At 48.5% G+C, this 19,904-nt stretch carries 20 protein-coding genes, 1 tRNA gene and 1 rRNA gene; 17 read left to right on the forward strand and 5 right to left on the reverse strand.

Annotation, left to right across the window (positions count from 1 at the left end; genetic code table 11):
• Positions 1-73: 73 nt before the first annotated feature.
• Positions 74-1,117 carry a YkvI family membrane protein gene (locus K7397_RS18270; RefSeq protein ID WP_223069650.1) on the reverse strand — a complete coding sequence of 348 codons (1,044 nt, stop codon included), beginning with the start codon at positions 1,115-1,117 and terminating at the stop codon, positions 74-76.
• Positions 1,118-1,527: 410 nt separating this feature from the next.
• Between K7397_RS18270 and K7397_RS18275 the strand changes: the two genes are divergently transcribed.
• The 7 genes from K7397_RS18275 (at position 1,528) to K7397_RS18305 (ending at position 5,998) form a co-directional block, all read left to right on the forward strand.
• Positions 1,528-2,100 (forward strand): xanthine phosphoribosyltransferase, encoded by a 573-nt coding sequence (locus tag K7397_RS18275; protein WP_223069652.1) that lies wholly within the window; start codon positions 1,528-1,530, stop codon positions 2,098-2,100.
• A gap of 110 nt (positions 2,101-2,210) precedes the next feature.
• The gene (locus tag K7397_RS18280; RefSeq protein WP_223069653.1) at positions 2,211-2,552 is read left to right on the forward strand and encodes a hypothetical protein; all 342 of its coding nucleotides are present in this window, start codon (positions 2,211-2,213) and stop codon (positions 2,550-2,552) included.
• A gap of 93 nt (positions 2,553-2,645) precedes the next feature.
• Complete coding sequence (locus K7397_RS18285) at positions 2,646-2,873, forward strand: hypothetical protein (RefSeq protein WP_223069654.1); 228 nt, start codon at positions 2,646-2,648, stop codon at positions 2,871-2,873.
• Positions 2,874-2,949: 76 nt separating this feature from the next.
• On the forward strand, positions 2,950-3,285 hold the full coding sequence (locus K7397_RS18290; RefSeq protein WP_223069655.1) for a carboxymuconolactone decarboxylase family protein: 336 nt from the start codon (positions 2,950-2,952) through the stop codon (positions 3,283-3,285).
• A gap of 131 nt (positions 3,286-3,416) precedes the next feature.
• Positions 3,417-3,501: transfer RNA gene (locus K7397_RS18295), tRNA-Leu, on the forward strand.
• A 296-nt stretch (positions 3,502-3,797) separates the two neighbouring features.
• Positions 3,798-4,385: a DUF1349 domain-containing protein gene (locus K7397_RS18300; RefSeq protein ID WP_223069656.1), complete on the forward strand. Its 588-nt coding sequence runs from the start codon at positions 3,798-3,800 to the stop codon at positions 4,383-4,385.
• A gap of 224 nt (positions 4,386-4,609) precedes the next feature.
• The gene (locus tag K7397_RS18305; protein ID WP_223069657.1) at positions 4,610-5,998 is read left to right on the forward strand and encodes an MATE family efflux transporter; all 1,389 of its coding nucleotides are present in this window, start codon (positions 4,610-4,612) and stop codon (positions 5,996-5,998) included.
• 164 nt (positions 5,999-6,162) lie between these two features.
• Here the strand turns inward: K7397_RS18305 and K7397_RS18310 are convergent, their stop codons facing one another.
• Positions 6,163-6,855 carry an N-acetylmuramoyl-L-alanine amidase family protein gene (locus K7397_RS18310; RefSeq protein ID WP_223069658.1) on the reverse strand — a complete coding sequence of 231 codons (693 nt, stop codon included), beginning with the start codon at positions 6,853-6,855 and terminating at the stop codon, positions 6,163-6,165.
• A gap of 180 nt (positions 6,856-7,035) precedes the next feature.
• On the opposite strand from K7397_RS18310, the gene K7397_RS18315 reads away from it, so the two are divergent.
• Complete coding sequence (locus K7397_RS18315) at positions 7,036-7,230, forward strand: YqzE family protein (RefSeq protein WP_223069661.1); 195 nt, start codon at positions 7,036-7,038, stop codon at positions 7,228-7,230.
• Positions 7,231-7,314: 84 nt separating this feature from the next.
• Here K7397_RS18315 and K7397_RS18320 read toward each other — a convergent pair whose 3' ends face one another.
• The 3 genes from K7397_RS18320 to K7397_RS18330 all read right to left on the reverse strand — a co-directional run bounded on the left by K7397_RS18320 (position 7,315) and on the right by K7397_RS18330 (position 11,190).
• Positions 7,315-8,253 carry a hypothetical protein gene (locus K7397_RS18320; protein ID WP_223069664.1) on the reverse strand — a complete coding sequence of 313 codons (939 nt, stop codon included), beginning with the start codon at positions 8,251-8,253 and terminating at the stop codon, positions 7,315-7,317.
• 215 nt (positions 8,254-8,468) lie between these two features.
• On the reverse strand, positions 8,469-9,416 hold the full coding sequence (locus K7397_RS18325; protein WP_223069668.1) for a YqhG family protein: 948 nt from the start codon (positions 9,414-9,416) through the stop codon (positions 8,469-8,471).
• 4 nt (positions 9,417-9,420) lie between these two features.
• Positions 9,421-11,190, reverse strand: a complete 1,770-nt coding sequence (locus K7397_RS18330) for a DEAD/DEAH box helicase (RefSeq protein ID WP_223069670.1) — start codon at positions 11,188-11,190, stop codon at positions 9,421-9,423.
• Between the two features lie 532 nt (positions 11,191-11,722).
• On the opposite strand from K7397_RS18330, the gene K7397_RS18335 reads away from it, so the two are divergent.
• The 9 genes from K7397_RS18335 to K7397_RS18375 all read left to right on the forward strand — a co-directional run.
• Complete coding sequence (locus K7397_RS18335; RefSeq protein WP_223069674.1) at positions 11,723-12,082, forward strand: glycerophosphodiester phosphodiesterase; 360 nt, start codon at positions 11,723-11,725, stop codon at positions 12,080-12,082.
• Between the two features lie 358 nt (positions 12,083-12,440).
• Positions 12,441-13,097 (forward strand): GntR family transcriptional regulator, encoded by a 657-nt coding sequence (locus K7397_RS18340; RefSeq protein ID WP_223069676.1) that lies wholly within the window; start codon positions 12,441-12,443, stop codon positions 13,095-13,097.
• Between the two features lie 14 nt (positions 13,098-13,111).
• Positions 13,112-13,795 (forward strand): DUF2848 family protein, encoded by a 684-nt coding sequence (locus tag K7397_RS18345; RefSeq protein WP_237691040.1) that lies wholly within the window; start codon positions 13,112-13,114, stop codon positions 13,793-13,795.
• Positions 13,796-13,798: 3 nt separating this feature from the next.
• Positions 13,799-14,581, forward strand: a complete 783-nt coding sequence (locus tag K7397_RS18350; protein ID WP_223069678.1) for a carbon-nitrogen family hydrolase — start codon at positions 13,799-13,801, stop codon at positions 14,579-14,581.
• Between the two features lie 33 nt (positions 14,582-14,614).
• On the forward strand, positions 14,615-15,634 hold the full coding sequence (locus K7397_RS18355; protein WP_223069710.1) for a TRAP transporter substrate-binding protein: 1,020 nt from the start codon (positions 14,615-14,617) through the stop codon (positions 15,632-15,634).
• 69 nt (positions 15,635-15,703) lie between these two features.
• Entirely contained in the window at positions 15,704-16,174 is a 471-nt protein-coding gene (locus tag K7397_RS18360) for a TRAP transporter small permease (RefSeq protein ID WP_223069713.1), read from the forward strand.
• Positions 16,171-17,448 (forward strand): TRAP transporter large permease, encoded by a 1,278-nt coding sequence (locus K7397_RS18365; protein WP_223069716.1) that lies wholly within the window; start codon positions 16,171-16,173, stop codon positions 17,446-17,448. The genes K7397_RS18360 and K7397_RS18365 overlap by 4 nt, the downstream gene beginning before the upstream one ends.
• A gap of 191 nt (positions 17,449-17,639) precedes the next feature.
• On the forward strand, positions 17,640-18,329 hold the full coding sequence (locus K7397_RS18370) for a GDSL-type esterase/lipase family protein (RefSeq protein ID WP_223069718.1): 690 nt from the start codon (positions 17,640-17,642) through the stop codon (positions 18,327-18,329).
• Between the two features lie 1,227 nt (positions 18,330-19,556).
• Positions 19,557-19,904 (forward strand): 16S ribosomal RNA (locus K7397_RS18375); the annotation flags it as partial.

Here is a 19,904-nt window from a genome sequence, read left to right on the forward strand (position 1 = left end):
CTGGTCGAGATAAGGAAGGGATGTTCTGCTCGCTGCGGAGAGGATTCAGGCCAAAATTCGGGCTTGGCAACAGTTATTTTGCCGCACGGGGCTTTCTGTACAGGACAAGCATTGCTGCCCATGCCAGACTCAGGAAGCCGAAGATCGGGTACAAAACCGACAGAAGCGAGCTGAAGCCGATTTGGCTTGTCAAATAACAGATGCTCAAAATAATCAGGGACACCCATCGCTCCGGAATTTTGGACATATGGTTGATTTGCAGGGTTACGCCGTAAATGTCCGCAACGAATGTGCTGAAAATTTCCATAAAAATGAGCAGGACGTACATCAGCTGAACGGCATTGCCAAGCTGGAAAGCGATGCTTCCCATCGGTATCTCATACTGGTTAATGCCCGGCATGTTGGCTGAAAGCGCAAAATGGCCCGCCATCAGCATAAAACCGATACCTATGGCGCCTAATATGCCTCCCCATATCAGAACGCGGCGGTTTTTGGTCCGACTCCCTATCGGAACCAGTACAGCCTGAGCCATGGATAAATTGAAAGCACTGTATATGAAGGGAGAAGCCCAGGTTTGCACCATGCTGTTGTCTGTTTCGAGGCTTAGAAAACGGTCAGCGCCCGGTGTGCCTACCGTTCCGCTGATAATAATCAGCGACAAAATCATCATCAGCGGGACTACGACAGAGTTTAGCTGAAGAATCGCATCCATTCCTTTATGAAGCAGCAAAAAGGTGCCGATTAGCATGATCCAAAGTCCCAATTGATAAGAGAGCCCCAGATGCTCCACGAAAACCGATCCGGCTCCGGCCAGCATCACACTGTTGACACCGATCAGGACGATCAATGTGAACAGGCTGATCCACCAGCCGATGCGTCTTCCGAACAGTTTCCGGTTAAGAGCCTCATAGGAGGCTGCCCCGATATCATGGGCAAGGAGCATCATTTTGGTGCCGAGCCAAACAAACAGCACCGTGGATAGGGCAATGGTCAGGACGCCCCACTTGCCGTATTGGGTGAAAAATTGCAAAATTTCACGCCCGGTTGCAAAACCTGCGCCAACAATGGTGCCGATATAGGTAAATGCGATTTGCATGACTTTGGCTGCGTTTCTCATGAGCGGTCCTCCTAGATCCGGTATAGTCGCTCTGGCACAGGCGAGCATAGGTTTTAACATTAGTACAGGGTATGTCCAAAACCAGGCGGACATGACTCCTGCCTGTCCTGTTTTGCAAAATTGGTCCTTAGGAAAAGCCTCTCTTTCATTTTTTTGAACGGTATGTTTCCGGATAGCCGGATTTGGGCATCCTAAGATGCCTGAGGCTGCATCTTATAGAGGTTTATGGAAATTCGTATCCCGCAGGAAATGCCTGTGTACGCAGGCCGTTTGAATAGCGGACGAAGGGGCAAAATGGAGGAAATTCGCCTTCAGCGCCAAAATAGTTAAAAAATTATTGGTTGAAGGCGGCTTTGCATTGTGGTATTTTACAGAAAAGAATCGGCATAGAAGTAGGAGGAACTTTCGAAATGGAACTATTGAAAAGGAGAATCATCGAAGAAGGCGTTGTAGCCTCGGATCAAGTCCTGCTGCTTGATGCGATTCTTAATGAACAGGTTGACCCGCAGCTTACGATAGAGATGGGAAAGGAATTTGCATCGCGGTTCAGGAAGGACGGAATTACCCGGGTAATTACCGTCGAATCCTCGGGAATAGCCGTCGCCTTTGCGACAGCCTGTGAGCTGGGGGTTCCGCTCGTGTTTGCTAGGCGCAAGAAGACGCTCCTTGCAGATCCGGACGCTTATATAGAGCGTGTCCCTTCTTTTACAAAGGGAATTGTGACCGATATTGTGCTGTCCCGTAAATTTGTTTCGGCGAATGACCGGGTATTGCTTATCGATGACATTATTGCCAACGGCTATGCGGCCAAGGGACTGATCAAGATTATCCAACGTTCCGGGGCAGAGCTTGCCGGAGTCGGGATCGTTATGGAGAAGTGTTTCCAGTCCGGGGCCAAGGAACTCAGGGAACAGGGAATCCGGGTTGAATCACTTGTCAAAATTGCGTCGCTTGAGGGCGGGGAAGTTCAGTTTGCCGAGTAACATGACATTTGCCTGTGAAGTAGGCTGAAGACCAATTTTTTCTCTATCCTTTGCAGGCCAGGCTTTTTTCGATATAATAATAATTAGCTAGAGAGGGGAGGCAACAAACAATGGGGAAAGAACCGGCAGTAAATGCTGAGTATTTTATAGCTAAGCTTAATGACGCAAAGGTTACGTTCGAGAGAGCTTTGGATTGTAAACATACCGAGTTCGATGACCTTTATCCCTATATGCTGGAACATCCTCAATTTTTCTGGTATAAACGCTATGTGGCATGGTCCGAGCTTTTGACCATCGCAGGCTTGTGTGAAGAATTGGCTTTTTCTTGGAGAGATGAATTTACTCCGCAGCAAGTAGGGTATATCGAGCAGCGTGTTATGTCCGCCAAAGTTCTTGATTTCTGGTTTGAGAAGAATGACACGAAAGAGCATGCACAAGCTGATCAGAAATGACGCAACTTGAAGCTGCCTCAGTGATCATATAAAGACCTAAATGGCTTTTCCATTTAGGTCTTTTTTTGCAGACTTTAGGAAGGAGGATGCCGGATGATCAGCGATGAGGAATTGAATAGGTACCGGCTGTCCGGAGATCGTATACGAGTTGTCCGGGACGCACTTGAGAGCAATGATGTGGTTGGGATCGTCGTTGCATGGGATGATTCCCATGTCATGATCCGAAAGCGAAACCGCCGGATTGTAAAGCTGGACCGGAGCTACAGCTACCGTCCGTTCAGCGAACCCCGGAAACCGGAAGAGGGCGGAACGGGCGCATAATTTTTCAAACCTTGGACAACGTATAGGAAGTTCGATCTGCATTGCTTGCACATTCTATACGAAAGGATTGTGGTTCATGAGTTTGACAAATGATAAAATAACCACTTATAAAGAGGAGATCGACCGGTTTGGACAGTCTCTTCCCAAAGCGGCCCAAGCCTATCACCAATTTACGGGCGAGGCTTTGCAGTCCGGTAAGCTTGATGCGAAGACCAAGCATCTGATCGGTCTTGGAATCGGCTTGTTTGCCAATAACGAAGTTTGCACATTCTATCATGCGAACGAGGCAAGATCCAAAGGCGCCACCGATGTTGAAATTTTGGAAGCGACGGCCGCAGCCTCCGCCGCCGCAGCGGGGCATATATTGTCACAAGGGGCCATTCGTGTCCAGCAGGCGCTTCAGCAGGAATAGCATGCAGCAGCGGCAAGCAGCTTCAATGATTTTCGTTGAAGCTGCTTGAATTTTAATTGAAATTACTTGTTGATCTTTAAACGATAATGTGTTATATTATTTCTTGTCGCTATGTTAGCGATTAACAATATGCGGTCGTGGCGGAATTGGCAGACGCGCACGGTTCAGGTCCGTGTGGGCTAACCCCCCGTGGAGGTTCGAGTCCTCTCGACCGCATACATAGCTTCTATTCGACTGGTTCGTAAATTGCCCCTTACGGTAATTTGCGAACCTTTTTTTAAATTGTTGCGCCCCTAGCGAAGATATGGCACAACAGCCGGTGCAAGTCCGGCAGAGATAAGAGCCAAGTCGCCTAGAAAGCTGACGGAAGCTGATGAAGAAATCCTGAAGCTGGGCCCCCTCAATTTGTAAATCCTTTTCAGAACTAAAACGGTTTATTCGCAAGGGAGCCATCCTTTATGATATGATACTGTTCAGTACGAGAGGCTGAAGAAAATGGGGAGTGCATTAGAATGAAATTCGATGCAAGCAAACTATTTTGGATAAACGAACCGGCAGATTATGCTGTCCAGGAAAACAAGATTATTATTCAGACAGAACCGGAAACCGATTTTTGGCAGCGTACATACTATGGTTTTAGGAATGACTCGGCTCCGGCTCTATTGATGAAAACAGAAGATCCGTACTTTTCACTGGTTGTCAAAACTGAATTTGAAAGTAAAAAACGGTTTGACCAGTGTGGGGTAATCATTTATCAAAATAGCGACAATTGGTTCAAGGCATCCATTGAATATGAGAATGAGGAATACCAAAGGTTGGGCAGTGTGGTTACCAACCACGGATATTCGGATTGGGCCACTACGGACATCGGTGCGGATATAAAAACGATGTTTTATAGACTAAGCCGCCGTGAAAGTGATTTTTGCATTGAACATTCATACGATGGAGTGTTTTTTAAACAAATGCGTATTTTTCATTTATTTGAGGGAGGAGACAAAATCCAATTGGGATTCTATGCTTGTAGTCCCGAGCATTCTTCCTTTAAAGCTGTTTTTAGTGAAATAGAAATAACGGAATGTAAATGGCAGGCACATAGCTGACTGAACCGGAGGTGTATTGTGCACTTCCTTGACTTATTTTCCGCTCATGATATAATAGCGAAAGCTATTTTAAGGTCCGTGTGGCTACCCGCCTCACGGAGGTTTGAGTCACCCGACTGCATACATCATGTATGCCAAGCAAAGCTCTTCAATCGAAGGGCCTTTTTCTTTTTCTGCGGTTAGGGCTCTTCTGGACAACAAAGTGAAAAGAAGGATTACCAGGTATGCAAACCAATTTAAAGCTGACTAAGCGCGCATTTCTTGACAAGCATTTATCCGGGGCGGTTATAGATTATCGGCAGATTATTGCCCTTTTTATTCCCCTTTTGATTGATCAGGCCTTCATCGTAGGTCTTAACCTGGTGAACACGGCAATGATCAGCTCATCCGGAATGGCGGCGGTCAGCGCCGTCAATATGATCGATTCGCTCAATATTTTTCTAATCAACGTATTTGTTGCCGTTTCGACCGGCGGGACGGTGGTGGTGGCCCAGTACAAGGGCAGCGGCAATGATCTGATGGTTTCAAAGGCGACGGCCGGAACGGTTTCTTCGGTTTCTCTGCTCTCCCTTTGCATCGGTTTGTTTATGGCCGTGTTTCACGGCCCGGCTCTGAATGTGCTGTTTGGTACGGCTTCACCGGATGTATTCGACAACGCCCGGACTTATTTGATCGGAAACAGTGTATCCTATCTCGGCATTGGAATTGTAGAGGCGGTATGCGGGGCGTTAAGGGGCGTTGGCAAAACAAGAGCTTCGCTTGTTCTATCCTTGATTATGAACCTGTCGTACGTGCTATTTAATATCGTTTTTATCAATATTCTGCACATGGGTATCCTTGGCATGTCCATTTCCGTAAATATATCGAGATATTTGGCTGCTGCCTGCGCGATCCTCTATCTGGTGAAGATCGAGAACAACTTGCATTATAGGCTCAGGGACATGCTAAAGTTCAACTGGTCCATGCTGAAAAAAATCCTTTTTATCGGTCTGCCGTTTGCGGCGGAGCAGATGTTTTTTAACGGCGGGAAAATATTGACGCAAGTGTTCATCGTCAGCCTCGGTACCTACGCAATAGCTACCAATGCCATTTGCTCTTCGATTGCAGGCGTGCTTCAGGTTCCGGCAAATGCGCTATCTCTCACCATTGTAACGGTGGTCGGCCAATGCATGGGACGGGGGGATATTGCGGACGCCAAAAAATTCACCCGGTCATTTATATGGTTGTCATCTGTTTCATTTATTATGATGGGTTTGATCGTATTGCCCTTGTTCAGGCCGCTCGTGGCATTATTCCACCCTCCTGCTGAAATTGTGGACGATATCTTTACGATCGTGCTGATCAATACGATTGCCCAAATTCCGCTCTGGTCGATCAGCTTTATTACGCCATCCGCGCTCAGGGCGGCGGGCGACTCGAAATATACGTCTGTGATGTCGATGCTGTCCATGTGGCTGTTCCGCGTTGTGCTCGGATATATATTAGGCATTGTTTTGCCGTTTGGAATCCTTGGCGTCTGGTTGGCCATGAATTGTGAGTGGGGAGTGCGCGGCATTATTTTTCTCCGGCGCTTCCATGGCACAAAGTGGTACCAGCATCGTTTGATTGACTAAACTGCAGCTCATACACAGAACAAATGAATAACGAAGATGATCAGCTATATAACCACGAAACCTCAAAGGTCGTGGTTTTTTTGTTATCGGAGCTCTCGACAGCTGCGTCGTTATCGGTCATGTCGGCGTGCCGGGAATACGCACGGCCGAGGTCATTCGAGCTGCTAAGATTCCATATAGTATCGCGCAATGCCTGATGTTATCGCTTGGGCAATCTTCATCTGCCCCCGCGGAGAAGTCAGAAAGTCGCGATCCCGGCTGTTGCTGATGAATCCAGTTTCTACAATAACTGCCGGTACTTCCGTATGTTTGAGTAAATAATACGGTTTCCCCAGCTCAGGCCTCGAGGAACTGCTGTATATCCCGTTCAGTGTTTCCTGGATACAGGCAGCGAGCAGCGCGCTGCGGCCTTCATTCTGATGCAGCACAATCGGACCTTTCCGGGTTTTGTTGTTCGACCAATTGACATGAAGACTGACCACGATTGACGTCTTCACTTCTTCACTTAAGCCTTCGCGCTGCGCAAGATCGCGCGTATGGCGGGAGCGGCTGGCGTGCCAGCGGTTATCATCGCTGAGTGCATAGTCGCCGGTCCGGTTCAGCACGGCCCTGTACCCCTCGCTTCGAAGCAGAAGATAGAGCCTGCGTCCAATTTCCAGATTGATATCTTTCTCCAAAATGGTACCGTACGATGTTCCGCCATCGATTCCGCCATGTCCCGCGTCGATCAGGATAACCGGTTTGGGAAAGGCGTGATGCGCCGGCTTTTCATCGGCATAGCAGCGGCGGAGTGATAATAAAGAAATAAGAATCAAAACAATGGGAATCGCGATCAACAGCTTGCTGAACGGCTTCATACCGGACACCTCGCTTGGATTTATTTGCCTATAGAGTAAGCAGGTAACCATATTCTTATTCATTGTGATGAACGGACATTTAGGGTGCCGGCTGTAGTTTAAAAATGCTTTCATTTGCGCACAATAGTAATAAAGACGTGGGCCGGATATGTAACCGAGAATGATCAGGAGGGGTACGAAATGGCCAAGGGCGACGAACTCGTAAGATATATTACCGAAAAGGTTGTAACCTATGTGGAGACCCCGAAGGAAATCCGCAGGGAACGCAGACAGGTGAAAGAGCACTGGAGCAGCAAATGGTTTGGCATGATCCCGCTGTCTCTTTCCCTGTGGTGGCAGCGCGCGCCTTTTAAAAGAAAAACACGAATCCGCTGATCGGCACGTGCGAATGAACAAAACAAAGCCCTCCGATATTCCGGGTAAACGGGATCGGAGGGCTTTGGCGCTTTCAAGCCAGTTTTATTTTCCGGTCCAATCCGTAAATGAACCAGAAGCGGCGAGCGCATCAAACAGGATATAGCGGGGGGATTCCTTTGTGCCGCTGCGGATATACAGCGCCCCTGACGCCCCTGGAGCAGCTGTCTTGGGCGATAAAGTCCACTGTTGATAACCGGTAACAGGAAGAGCCTGGGAATAAGTGCGGGCAGGTCCGGAAGACGAGAAAACCAGCTTCTTTCTGGTTTGCAGTACGTTCGGAAGGCGATTAATCGCAGCAGTCAGCGGTTTATGCGTCATCCAGAGCAGGTTGTCATAGGGTTCAAAAAACGCCGAGGTTACAACAGGCGGCTGCGGTTGTTCCGGTGCATCGGAGCTTACGGCGTGGTAAAAAAAAGACGAGCCGAAGGAGCGTTTGGACCAGTCGGCATCCGTATCCGGCAGCGCTTCACCGGTGGAGGCTTCCAGATAGGCGGCGGACTGGTCTTCCGGCGGAACGATGCGCCACTGGGTCAGCGTGGGGCCGCCGTAGAGCGGCTCCAGCTTGCCGCCGGGTTCAATCGTCAGCCGGCCCGGATCGTACAGCGGATCAGGCCCTGCCCCGTACTCGGCGAGGGCAAGTCCGCCCCCGGGTCTGGCCGCAATGATCAAATAGCCGACCGGCTTTCCGCCGGCGGCAAGGGATACAAGCCAGGCGTGTGTTCCAGGGCCGAGCGGATCATAGGAAGCAACGCTTCCGCGCCAGGAGGCGAACGCTTCCTGGGCCGACAAGGATTGGATGAGCCCCTTCGCAAAGCTCTGCACTTCGGCTGGCGCGTTCTCCTGGGAGGTGCGCTGCGCTGCCGATTCGCTAACTGAAGCGGCAGCCAAACTCTCTTTTGGCCAGGAAAGCCCAAGCGGAACAAGAAGTCCGAAACAGAGGGCAAGCAGAGCCATTCGGCGAGATGCGGCGGATAATTTCAATATCTTCACCTGCTTTGAAATTTTATAGGAAAAGCAAAGGACCTTAGCTTTTTCTTTCCAACATTAATGTAATGATTAAAGTCTTTCCCGGCTTGTCCGCTGGTTGGAAAGGCTTTTTTTCATTGTAGGCAAGTAGAGGAAAAAAGACTGTTGTTCCCTGTCGGGAACAGGACCAGCCTTAAGCTTCTATTTTTGCGGTCTTTTAGCGACTAGGGTCAGGTTCTCGGCAAAGCGCTGGAACGAAGATGAAAGATCCCGCAGTTTATGACGGATACGCGGATACGCGGATCGAATTGCCAGCGGATTTCATCGCGCCTAGCTTCATATTGCTGCCTTGCTCCCTGTCTGGCTTCTTCGTTCTCGTCCTCCAGCAGATGGCTGTAGTAGGCATCGATAATGGCCAGTTCCTCGTTCAGCCTTTCGCGGGCTTCCATCGCCCAATGCTTATCGACCTGCTCCAAATATTCCCTCAGCCGATGCTCAAGCGCTGTTTTGCCTTCAGCCAGCGAAAGTTGGCTGGGGATTACGCTGATATTTTCAGGCAAACGATGCACCAGATGCACCCGGGACAATCGCTCGCCGAACGAGGTGTCGAAAGCTCCGTTTGAAAGCGAAATGCCATAGAAATGCAGTTCTTCGCGTTTCATGTCACAGGCGAATTCCGCCTTGAAGCAGATGCCGAGCCACGGTTCATAGGCGGCTGGAAGAAGCGTCATCCTCTGCCGCTGTCCGGGGTCTTCAAATACATAGACAAAGCTTCCCCCGCGCTTTGAAGCCTCGAAGATCTGATTCAAGCGCGGACTGCCAAAGGAGAGATCCTCCCGCTGAATCCGGTCCGGGCCCAGAAGGGGGAGAGGACGAATCGCGCCGAAATGCCGCCCCATGATCGGGTCCTCGCCGGCTCCGACATGCGCTGTTTGCTTGCTTTGTTCCTCCGCCTCATAGGCTGCCGGATCAAACACAAAAATGTAGGACATCGTCTCCGGTTCGACCTGGCATCTGTCCACATACGCCCAGTAATAGGGACGGTTGGTCAGCTCTCTGTCTGCCTGGGGGGACAGCTTGACGGTAACATGATGCGAAGCCTCTTCTTTAATGATGCATTCCGTTGCTTTGAGATAGTCCAGTACATATGCTCTGATTTCCTCTGTAGTCATTGACATGCTCTTAACTTCCCCCCAGCAGTTCTTTCAATTCCGATTTGCCTTTATCGTTTTCTACCGCTTCCTCTTCCTCTTCCAGATTCTGCTTGATCGCCATCATGGATGAGGCCAGGGAGTCCACGCCTTTTTTAATTTCTTCGTCGCTGCTTGATTCGAGCAGTATTTTATACAGGCTCTTCTCAAGAGAGCCGCTTTTTTCCAAACGCTCGACAATAACGTCCAGACCGCCGATCACCATTTCGAACATATTGATTTTCTCATGCAGCAAATTCAATATATGCTCTTCAATGGTCCCGACCGTAGACAGATTGTAGATTTTAACGTCATTTTTCTGCCCCAGACGGTGAACGCGCCCGATCCGCTGCTCGACGCGCATCGGATTCCAGGGCAGATCGAAGTTGACCATATGATGGCAGAACTGCAGATTGATGCCTTCACCCCCCGCTTCGGTCGCGATCATCACCTGGGCACGGCCGCGGAACAGATCCATCATCCAGTCCTTTTTCCCGCGGTTCATATTGCCGCTGTACGGTACGGCGATCATCTCCCGGTCGCGAAAATATTTAAGCAGAGCTTCCTGAGTCGCCCGGTATTCGGTGAAGACGATCACTTTTTCGCCTTGATCAATGCCGCGGATCAGCTCCAGCGTTTTTTCGGCCTTCGTGTTGGCCGTGATCGCCTTGATCGCATGCACGAGCTCCCAGATTCTGTCACGGAGGGGCGAATCCGGAGCCAGCTTTTTCGACAGATTGACCAGGGTGACGAAGACGGCGTCCCGGCTGCTGCACACTTCGCGCTGCAGCGTCACGAGGGACAGCATGCTGTTCATGTCGCCGCCGTTTGCCGCGTACTGGTCTTTGACAAAAGCGGTTACCCCGTCGTACAGCGCCTTCTCTTCCGGCGACAGTACAAGCGGAACATTGCGTACAATCCGCTTCGTAAAATCAAGCTCCCCGTCGCTGCGCCGGTTGCGGATCATTACTTTGGACAGTTCGTCCCGAAGCAGCTGCTCATTCTTCGGCTTACGCTTGTCGACCACAAAGTTGGCGGCAAAATCATTTTGTCTGCCAAGTTGACCGGGTTTGAGAATGGTAATGAGATTAAACAACTCGTCCAAATTGTTCTGAACCGGCGTTGCGGTCAGCAGCAGGCAGTATTTTTTGCGAAGTCCCAGCATGAATTGGTAGTTTGTCGTCTTCTTGTTCTTCAGCTTGTGGGCTTCGTCCACGATGACCAGGTCGTATTCGTTCGCCTGCAAAATGTCCTTGTGCGGATCCCGCTTGGCCGTATCCATAGATGCGACCACTACGTCCGACTGCCACGAATGCTCTTTTTTTTGCGCGATGGCGGGAATGCCGAATTTGTAGTTCAGTTCCCGGACCCACTGGAGAACAAGCGAGGCCGGAACGAGAATCAGCGCTTTGCGGACAAGTCCGCGGATTAAGTATTCTTTCAAAATAAGGCCGGCCTCAATCGTCTTCCCCAGGCCAACTTCGTCAGCCAGTATCGCCCTTCCCCGCATCTCAAAGAGCACTCTGCGAGCTGTTTCAGTCTGATGGGGCATCGGCTGAACCGCAGACAAATGCTTGAGGCATTGCATTTCCTCAAAGTCTGAAACAAGACCCGCTTTCTCGGCCTGAAGGGCAAGTTGAAGCAGCCGAAAATCATCCCAGGGACCGCCTTTGTCCAAACGATTTTGCAAATTCTCGTACCAGCCGCTGTCAAATTCGATAGGCACGCCGGCAGGATGAACCGGGATGTCATGAGGACTCATGCCAAACAACCTCCTTTGTTGGAGCGTCACTCTTTAGTAAATGTAGTATGGACGAAATGGAAGAAGTTCATAACATGTCCCTTTCTTGTAGATTTATGCGGAATCAGCGCGTTGATGATCCTAAATGATCATATGGAAAATTATGAAAAATATAGTTCGGGTTTACAGAGAGTTTACAAACGCTGCATGTCTGACCCGTCAACAAGGAAAATGCAAAATAATTGGGGTTCAGGAAATGGAGCGCATTTTTCTTTACATATCCTATAAATCTGATTAATACGAAACTTACATTTGCAAGTTAATCTATTTGATGTGGGAACGATCTCACATATCATCGAAGAGGACATCCGGGTAACCCGGGATGGCATTGCCGTCTTGGCCCATGATGAATCCTGACATTTGTAAGCCTGGAAGAAATGCTTAAGCTCATCCGGTCTTCAGGCAAAACAGCTAATTTGGATCTCAAAGTGGATGAAAGCATCGAAGCAACTGCTGCCCTCGTTTCCAAATATGATTGCTGGATCGGGTGTTCTTGTCGGGCTGCGGAACTGAACGGGCGCTGCTTGCACAGCGGAAGCATCCGGAACTTAGAAAGCTGCTGAATGCAGGCTCCAACCTGTTTTTAACGGAAGAATATTCGGCAGCGGTGGAGAAAACCTGCCGTGATGCGCTCGAAGCTTCCTGTTTCGGCCTAAACATCCATTATCAGCTTGTGAGGATGGAGCTTTTGGAGCGCGCGGCTCATTACGGTTTGCCGGTTTATGTTTGGACTATAGATGAAGAGGTCATGATGGAACGGTTTGTAAATATGGGAGTTGCCTCAATCACGACCCGGAATGTGGAAACCCTCGTGCGATTAAAGCAAAAGAAGTCTAGAGAAGCAAGGTCGTAGGCCGAATATTGCTGAGAGATTCCTATTAACCCAAAAAGATATGAGATCAGGACAAAGGGATTTCTAATCTTAAGAATGCAGGCACACTCCAGACACGGTGTGCTTTTTTATTTGCATCCTAATCTTAATCCTCCCTCATAAAGCTGCTGCCAACAACAGACATCAATGTCATCTTACTTAACATATATTCTTGTGCTTTATCATTAATTTCGATGAATTAATGATATTTAGAGTTATTTATGTCATTTTTATTGACACCTTTATCAAGAATCAGTATACCAGATTCCAAATTCCAGATTATGAATTCCAGTTGTTCATTTCTTTCTTTTATCAAATTCAAAGTCAGGTGAATACCAAAATGAAACTCACCAAAATTGAACAGCCCCAATCCTTTCGACAGCATGCTTATGATGAGATCAAGAATGCGATCATCAATCATGCGATTGCACAAGGCGAGGTTTTGTATGAACGCGACTTATCCGAGAAACTGGGGATCAGCCGTACACCTCTTCGGGCTGCCATTCAAATGCTGGAAGTCGAAGGCTGGTTGAAATCCGTTCCAAGAAAAGGAGTGTTCATCAGCCGGATCGTGGAGCAAGATGTCGAAGAGGTGCTACAGCTCAGACGGGCAAATGAGTCACTCGTCATGGAATTGATCATTCCTAAAATTTCAGATGCCGACATCGAGAAGCTGGAACACATTTATGCAGAGCAAAAACTGAATGAAGGCAGCAACGAAGCTTTTATTATGGCTGACAAGGATTTTCATATGTATTTGGCCGAGCTCACCGGAAATGGCCGTTTAACCCAATTGATGCACAATTTAAGCGATCAAATGCGCTGGTTCGGCATCACGGCACTCAAAACGACGGACCGTAAAGACCGGACGCTGAAGGAACACCGTATCATCATAGAAGGATTGAAAAAACGAGATGTAGATTTCGCGAAAAAAGCCGTCATCGAGCATATTGAACATACGCGCTCAGCTGTTCTGGCATCGTTGAAGCTGCAGTAGGAGGTACATGTATTTTGCAAAATTTCCGCATCACCATTCAAGAATCTGACGGACGCCTGACCGAACAAGAGGCTGCCGTTCATAAAGTGCTCGTGATGGGCTATATGGGACGGGATATCGAAAAAGTCCATGAACATATCGAGGAGCTTGCGGCGATTGGCGTGGCGCCGCCCGAAACGATTCCCGTTTTGTATCCGCAACAAATCGACTTGCTGACAGCGGACCAAACGATTTCCGTTTCCGGTTCTGAAACTTCCGGCGAAGTCGAATACGTTGTGTTTCACGACGGTGAGGATTGGCTGCTTACCATTGGCAGCGATCATACGGACCGACTTCTTGAAAAGGAAGACATTCCAAAATCAAAAGCGGCATGCCCTAAGCCATTTATCACTTCATTTTGGAGGATACGGGACGTTGAGTCTCATTGGGATCAGTTAGTGCTTCGTTCCTGGATTACCGATCAAGCCAGGAGACGGCTTTACCAGGAACATGATCTTACCGCGCTGCTTCCATTTTCCGAGCTTCTGACGAAATTGAAGGAAGTTGGCTATTCCGATGTTTATCATACCGTCATTTTCTCCGGAACCGTACCGACGCTCGAAGGGTTTGTGTACGGAAGCAAATTTGAATATCAAATGTTTGACCCTGTGCTGGATCGCAGGTTAAACGGCGAATATGAGGTTGTTATAGGAGGGTAATAGATGAAAGCCGCACTCGTTCAAATGGATGTGAAAATTGGAGAGACTGACATTAACTATCAGAAAGTCGAACGCTTTTTGCATGAAGCAATGTCACATCAACCAGATGTTATTATTTTTCCGGAAATGTGGAACACGGGTTATGCACTGGAACAGGCCGCTGAATTGGCGGATGTGGACGGCCGACGGACAAGAGAACTTCTGTCTGCATTTGCGAAAGCAAACGGGGTCATGATCGTAGGCGGAAGCGTGCTGTACAAAGATTCGGTGACGGGCGATATCACCAACACGATGCTTGTGTTTGACCGCAGTGGCCATGAAGTGCTCCGCTATGACAAGCTTCACTTGTTCCGGTTGATGGATGAAGATCAATATTTGAAAGCTGGAAATTCGTTCGGGATATTCGATTACGAAGGTACGGGCATCGGAACGATGATCTGCTATGATCTCCGCTTTCCTTTTCTGTTCCGCAAACTTGTCGGCTTAGGAGCTAAGGTGCTGATCAATACTGCCCAGTGGCCCTCCGCTCGAGTGGATCATTGGAGGACGCTCATTATTTCCAGAGCCATCGAGAATCAGTCTTACATGATTGCGGTCAATCGTTGCGGCACCAGCCGGGAAACGGCTTTCCCCGGAAACTCTCTTGTCGTTGATCCATGGGGAGAGGTGCTGTTCGAAGGAGATGGATCCGAACAAATCTTTGTCGTTGACATCGATCTTGACAAAGTCGATGAAATTCGCAAGCGAATTCCTGTATTCGATGATCAACGATTTGACCTATATTAATATCATTTTTAGATCCTAGGAGGTTGAATAACAATGAAGTTGAAGATGGGTAATCTGGTTTTGGGCGTTGCGTTGTTTGCAGGTTTGTTAACGGGCTGTGGAGCCGATAACAAAGGTACCGATAGCCAAGGATCCAGCAAATCAAAAATCACCTTGAAGCTGGCTCATACGGGTTCGGATACGCACCAGTACAACATTGCGGCTGAGGCCTTTAAACAATCGCTTGAACAAAAAAGCAACGGTACGATGGAAGTCAAAATTTATGGGAATGCCAAGCTTGGCTCTGAAAAAGATGCGGTTGAAGGCGTCATGAATGGAACGATCGACATGACTACGGTAGCCGCAGACAGTTCTCTCGCCAATGTCGTGCCTGAAATGAACGTGTTCGGCATCCCTTTCCTCTTTAAAAACAGGGAGCATGTTTTTAGCGTGCTGGATGGTGAGGTCGGCAAGTCGTTATTGCAAAAGGTAGATGAAAAAGGAATGGTCGGTCTCGGATACTGGGAAGTCGGCTTCCGTCAAATTACGACCAAATCAAATGCGGTGAACAAACCGGAAGATATGAAAGGTTTGAAAATACGGGTTCAGCCTGCACCTGTATGGAACGAATTCATGAAATCATTGGGCGCCAACCCGACGCCTGTTAACTTCAATGAACTGTACAGCGCTTTGGAGCAAAGCGTTGTTGACGGTGAGGAAAATCCGATTGCTACCATTATGTCAATGAAGTTTTATGAGGTTCAGAAGCATGTGGCACTGACCAACCATACGTATACGCCTGCCGCTGTCGTTGCAAGCAAATCGTTCATGGATTCGTTAAATGACGAACAGAAGCAGTGGGTTCGGGAAGCGGTCCAAGAATCGGCAACATCCGTTCGCAAAACACTTGCCGATAACGAAGCCAAATCGATTGAAGAGCTGAAGGCGAAAGGCGTGAGCATTACGCAACCCGATATCGAGGCATTTACCGCTGCTACCGCGAATGTGTCCAAAGCGCTCGCCGATAAAGTTCCTCAGGATTTGATCGATCAAATCAAAGCTGCCGCTAAATAATCGTTTTATCCATAAAAAAGAAGGGGCTGCGCTATGACAGCCCCTTTAAAATAAGCCGAGGTGAACAAAATGAAATGGTTGCGTAACTGGCTCGAAATTGCTGCCGGAGGATGCCTGGCCATTGTGGTCATCACGACATTTTTGCAGGTGCTGTTTCGCTTCGCCTTTAAAATCCCCTCTCCCTGGACTGAAGAAGTGACCCGATTCGCTTTCGCCTACATGGTATTTCTCGGAGCTGTACTGGCTATCAAATACCGGGGACATTTGAATGTGGATGTCATCAGCCAATTTCCAGCTAAAATCCGTAGCTTGATCGCCGCGGTCGGATACCTGCTGACCATTGCCTTCGTATGCATGTTCACGTATTACAGCTGGGTGCACACGATGAATTCAAAGCTGCAGACGACCCCCACGCTTGATATATCGCTCATGTATATGTATATCATTATGCCTATTTCCGGAGTGCTGATGTTATATTACTTGATCAAGGATTTAATCATTGAACTCCGAATGAAACCGCAAGGAGGGGATAGACTATGATCTGGCTGCTCGGGCTGCTGTTTGTACTGTTTTTCTTTCGTGTTCCGATCGCCTTCGCACTTGGCATTACCTCTCTTGTCGGACTGGCCTTAAGCGATACGAACATGGTCATAGTTGCCCAAAAAACGTTTTCCGGCATCGACTCCTTCACCTTGGTTGCGATCCCTCTCTTTGTTTTGGCTGGTGAAATCATGACGGTGGGCGGCATTTCCAAACGTCTTGTCAACTTTGCCCAATTGCTTGTCGGCCATTTGCCGGCGGGGCTCGGACTCGTAGCCGTTCTGGCCTGTGCCTTCTTCTCGGCCATTTCCGGCTCGGCTATTGCGGATGCTGCGGCGATTGGCGGCATTTTGATTCCAGCGATGGTAGCCCAAGGCTATGACCGCCGGTTTGCATCGACGCTTATTGCCTCCGCCTCGACGATCGGACCTGTTATTCCGCCATCCATCCCGTTTATTCTTTACGGCGTTATGGCCAGCGTCTCGATTGGCGATCTTTTCTTGGCCGGGGTTGCGCCTGGATTATTGATGGCTGTGTTTCTGATGATTTACGTCTTTATGTTCGGCAAGAAGAACAACATTCGAGGCAGAGAAAAAATGGCCTCCCCCAAAGAGATCTTTATCGGGTTCAAGGATGCTTTCTTTGCCCTTCTGCTCCCGATTATCATAATAGGAGGATTCCGGTCAGGCATATTTACGGCAACGGAATCGGGTGTCATCGCCGTTATCTATGCGCTCCTTCTCGGCGTATTTGTCTATAAAGAGATCAAATTGAAGGATTTGGCGAAGGTGCTGTTTGAATCCGCATTAAGCTCAGCAAGTATTTTGTTCGTGATCGGGAACGCAACCCTATTTACCTGGCTGCTGTCATTCCATGATATCCCGGATCAACTCAGCGCTCTAGTCAGCGGAATTTCTGACGAGCCATGGGTCATCTTGCTGCTTATGAACATCGTGCTTCTCATCGCCGGAACGTTTATCGACACGATATCCGCTTTGACGATCTTTACACCGTTGTTCCTCCCGATTGCCATGGCGGCCGGCATCGATCCGGTTCACTTAGGCGTTATTATCGTCGTCAATCTGACTATCGGTATGATCACGCCTCCGCTAGGCGTATGCCTGTTTGTTACGTCTTCGATTGCCAAGGTTAATCTGGTGCAGATGGTGAGACCTTTGATACCGCAATTTTTAATCCTGCTTGTTGTGCTCGCAATCGTAACCTATTTACCGGACATATCGCTTTTTCTCCCCCATATTTTTGGCGGTGAGTGAAATGAGGCTGTCGGAAACAGCGTAAGAGGGGCTCTTGTCTGCTAACGCAGACAGGAGCCCCTCTTCATATTTTTCTTTGATTATAAATAAATTAACAATGCGGGCTTACGGGATGCAGCACATAATTTTTGGCCTTAAACCGAAAATAAACAGAGCAAATATTCATTTCTCATACAAAGGATGCGGGGCAAATGCACAAGCTCATTTATAAAACAGGACTGATGATGATTTTGGTTGCCGTGTTATCGCTCCCGATCGCAAGCGCTACTTCCGAGGTACCCATATATTTACAAAATAAGACCTATTTGATGCAAATGGAAAACCAGTCCCACTACAAGCCTAAACATGCCGACATTGTAATGCTGGGGGATTCGATTACTTATAACGTCCAGTGGAATGAACTGCTTGGCAGAAATGCAGCAAACCGGGGCATCGGCGGGGATTACACATCAGGCATGCTGAACCGCCTGGAGTATGTAACGAACCTGACCCCCTACATGGTTTTTATTATGGCGGGCACCAACGACCTGTTTAAGGGCGAGGTCACTCCGGAAACGGCGTTTCAGAATTATGTTAGCATTCTTGATGCCCTGGAACAGAAGCATATTACTCCCGTCATCACCTTGACCTTATACGTGGGCAAGGATATAGCCAATTATACGGCTATCAATGAGCGGGTCCAAAAGCTGAACGGATATTTAACCGGGTATGCCCGTCAGCATGAAATCACCTGCATTGACCTGAATGAAGCCATTGCTCCTGAGGGCTATCTACTTTACGACTATTCGATTGACGGGATCCATATCAATGGAGAGGCCTATGAAATTTGGGGCGATAAAATCAACAAGATTATTAATCAAATTTTGAAAAAAGAAAGCTGAAGGCCTGGGCCAGTCCAGGAAATCGCATCATCATCAAAATTTAAGAATCAAGCTCCGGGCAACCGGGCTTGATTCTATGTCTGGGCCTATTGGCTACGATTTGGCGTTTTGGCCTAGTTCTTCACGGTCTCCCCCTCTACAAATCCGCCCTGCAGACGCAAATGCTCATAGGGCAAATCGGGGTTGGCAATTTGCCAAAGAAGCCGTTCTGCTGCACGGCTTTCGTTAAGAAGTTATTAATATGAGAACGGGGCCGCGAGCTCCAAAAATGGGCTCCGACGGATCAGGAAGCAAAACGACGGCGTTCGGGAAGGCGTACTCATTGCCGATGGCGACGGCAAATATGCCTCCTGCCTTAATGGCGTCTACGCCCGAGACGCATCCTCGACCCCAATGTACCGCCGGGGCTCGGCTCCTAACGAAGCTGTGGCTGTAGAAATAATGCCTGCTCCCTCTTGTTGCGGGTCAGCTTTGCCACATCGACTATAGCGCCGAAATCGTGCTGTATGCCGAGGCGATGGATGACGGAGACCGTATTTTTACTGGCGGAAGCTAGTCCTTTTGCTCTATAGAAAACTGCATCAGTATTTATCATTCCTTTAGCTGTCCAGTCTGAAATCTGCGCTCGGTGGTTGCTTGTATTATCAGTTGAACTATGGCTGCATCTTATGGGCTGTTACTGATAAATTTCCTCTTTTGAAGCCAATCTTATGCTAATGCCAGATGAGTTTTAGATCCAAAATTACTGCAAGATCTGTTGGTGTTTGGTCCCGACTTTAGTCTTTAGAACAGGATAAAATTGGGTTTGACATTGGCGTTCAGTCTGTAGTATATTAGCTTTCGTTCCGCTTCTGCGGACATTGTAGTCCGGCGAGGGCAAAAAGTAAAAGCAGAAATGCTTAGAAAAAAAGTTTTAAAAAACTCTTGCAATCGCCTGAACTTCTATGTTATATTATTTAAGTCGCCGCTGAGATGCGGTGATGCACGAAAGACAGTTTGATCTTTGAAAACTGAACAACGAGTGAGAGGATTTTACGGATGTAAAATCCGGATTTAAGAGAATTTAGGATGACTTGAATGTTCATTCGAGTTTCATCCAATCTCGTCAGATTCAAAATGAGCTAATCGCTCTTTCATTAGATGGAATACCACTCCCCTTGGGTGAGCGGATCCTTCCATCTTTGGATGAAAAATCCTTCGCTATATTCACGAATGATTTATTCATCCTTATTGGAGAGTTTGATCCTGGCTCAGGACGAACGCTGGCGGCGTGCCTAATACATGCAAGTCGAGCGGACTTGATGGAGAGCTTGCTCTCTTGAAAGTTAGCGGCGGACGGGTGAGTAACACGTAGGCAACCTGCCCGTAAGACTGGGATAACTACCGGAAACGGTAGCTAATACCGGATACGCAAGTTCCTCGCATGGGGGACTTGGGAAAGACGGAGTAATCTGTCACTTACGGATGGGCCTGCGGCGCATTAGCTAGTAGGTAGGGTAACGGCCTACCTAGGCGACGATGCGTAGCCGACCTGAGAGGGTGAACGGCCACACTGGGACTGAGACACGGCCCAGA

Origin of the sequence: Paenibacillus caui (assembly GCF_019904135.1) — a bacterium.
Classification (GTDB): Bacteria; Bacillota; Bacilli; order Paenibacillales; family Paenibacillaceae; genus Fontibacillus; species Fontibacillus caui.

What these genes read in the sequence shown, in the direction of transcription:
- K7397_RS18270 (WP_223069650.1), bottom strand. Translation starts at nt 1,117, where the DNA reads ATGAGAAACGCAGCCAAAGTCATGCAAATCGCATTTACCTATATCGGC.
- K7397_RS18275 (WP_223069652.1), top strand. Translation starts at nt 1,528, where the DNA reads ATGGAACTATTGAAAAGGAGAATCATCGAAGAAGGCGTTGTAGCCTCG.
- K7397_RS18280 (WP_223069653.1), top strand. Translation starts at nt 2,211, where the DNA reads ATGGGGAAAGAACCGGCAGTAAATGCTGAGTATTTTATAGCTAAGCTT.
- K7397_RS18285 (WP_223069654.1), top strand. Translation starts at nt 2,646, where the DNA reads ATGATCAGCGATGAGGAATTGAATAGGTACCGGCTGTCCGGAGATCGT.
- K7397_RS18290 (WP_223069655.1), top strand. Translation starts at nt 2,950, where the DNA reads ATGAGTTTGACAAATGATAAAATAACCACTTATAAAGAGGAGATCGAC.
- K7397_RS18300 (WP_223069656.1), top strand. Translation starts at nt 3,798, where the DNA reads ATGAAATTCGATGCAAGCAAACTATTTTGGATAAACGAACCGGCAGAT.
- K7397_RS18305 (WP_223069657.1), top strand. Translation starts at nt 4,610, where the DNA reads ATGCAAACCAATTTAAAGCTGACTAAGCGCGCATTTCTTGACAAGCAT.
- K7397_RS18310 (WP_223069658.1), bottom strand. Translation starts at nt 6,855, where the DNA reads ATGAAGCCGTTCAGCAAGCTGTTGATCGCGATTCCCATTGTTTTGATT.
- K7397_RS18315 (WP_223069661.1), top strand. Translation starts at nt 7,036, where the DNA reads ATGGCCAAGGGCGACGAACTCGTAAGATATATTACCGAAAAGGTTGTA.
- K7397_RS18325 (WP_223069668.1), bottom strand. Translation starts at nt 9,416, where the DNA reads ATGTCAATGACTACAGAGGAAATCAGAGCATATGTACTGGACTATCTC.
- K7397_RS18330 (WP_223069670.1), bottom strand. Translation starts at nt 11,190, where the DNA reads ATGAGTCCTCATGACATCCCGGTTCATCCTGCCGGCGTGCCTATCGAA.
- K7397_RS18340 (WP_223069676.1), top strand. Translation starts at nt 12,441, where the DNA reads ATGAAACTCACCAAAATTGAACAGCCCCAATCCTTTCGACAGCATGCT.
- K7397_RS18350 (WP_223069678.1), top strand. Translation starts at nt 13,799, where the DNA reads ATGAAAGCCGCACTCGTTCAAATGGATGTGAAAATTGGAGAGACTGAC.
- K7397_RS18355 (WP_223069710.1), top strand. Translation starts at nt 14,615, where the DNA reads ATGAAGTTGAAGATGGGTAATCTGGTTTTGGGCGTTGCGTTGTTTGCA.
- K7397_RS18360 (WP_223069713.1), top strand. Translation starts at nt 15,704, where the DNA reads ATGAAATGGTTGCGTAACTGGCTCGAAATTGCTGCCGGAGGATGCCTG.
- K7397_RS18365 (WP_223069716.1), top strand. Translation starts at nt 16,171, where the DNA reads ATGATCTGGCTGCTCGGGCTGCTGTTTGTACTGTTTTTCTTTCGTGTT.
- K7397_RS18370 (WP_223069718.1), top strand. Translation starts at nt 17,640, where the DNA reads ATGCACAAGCTCATTTATAAAACAGGACTGATGATGATTTTGGTTGCC.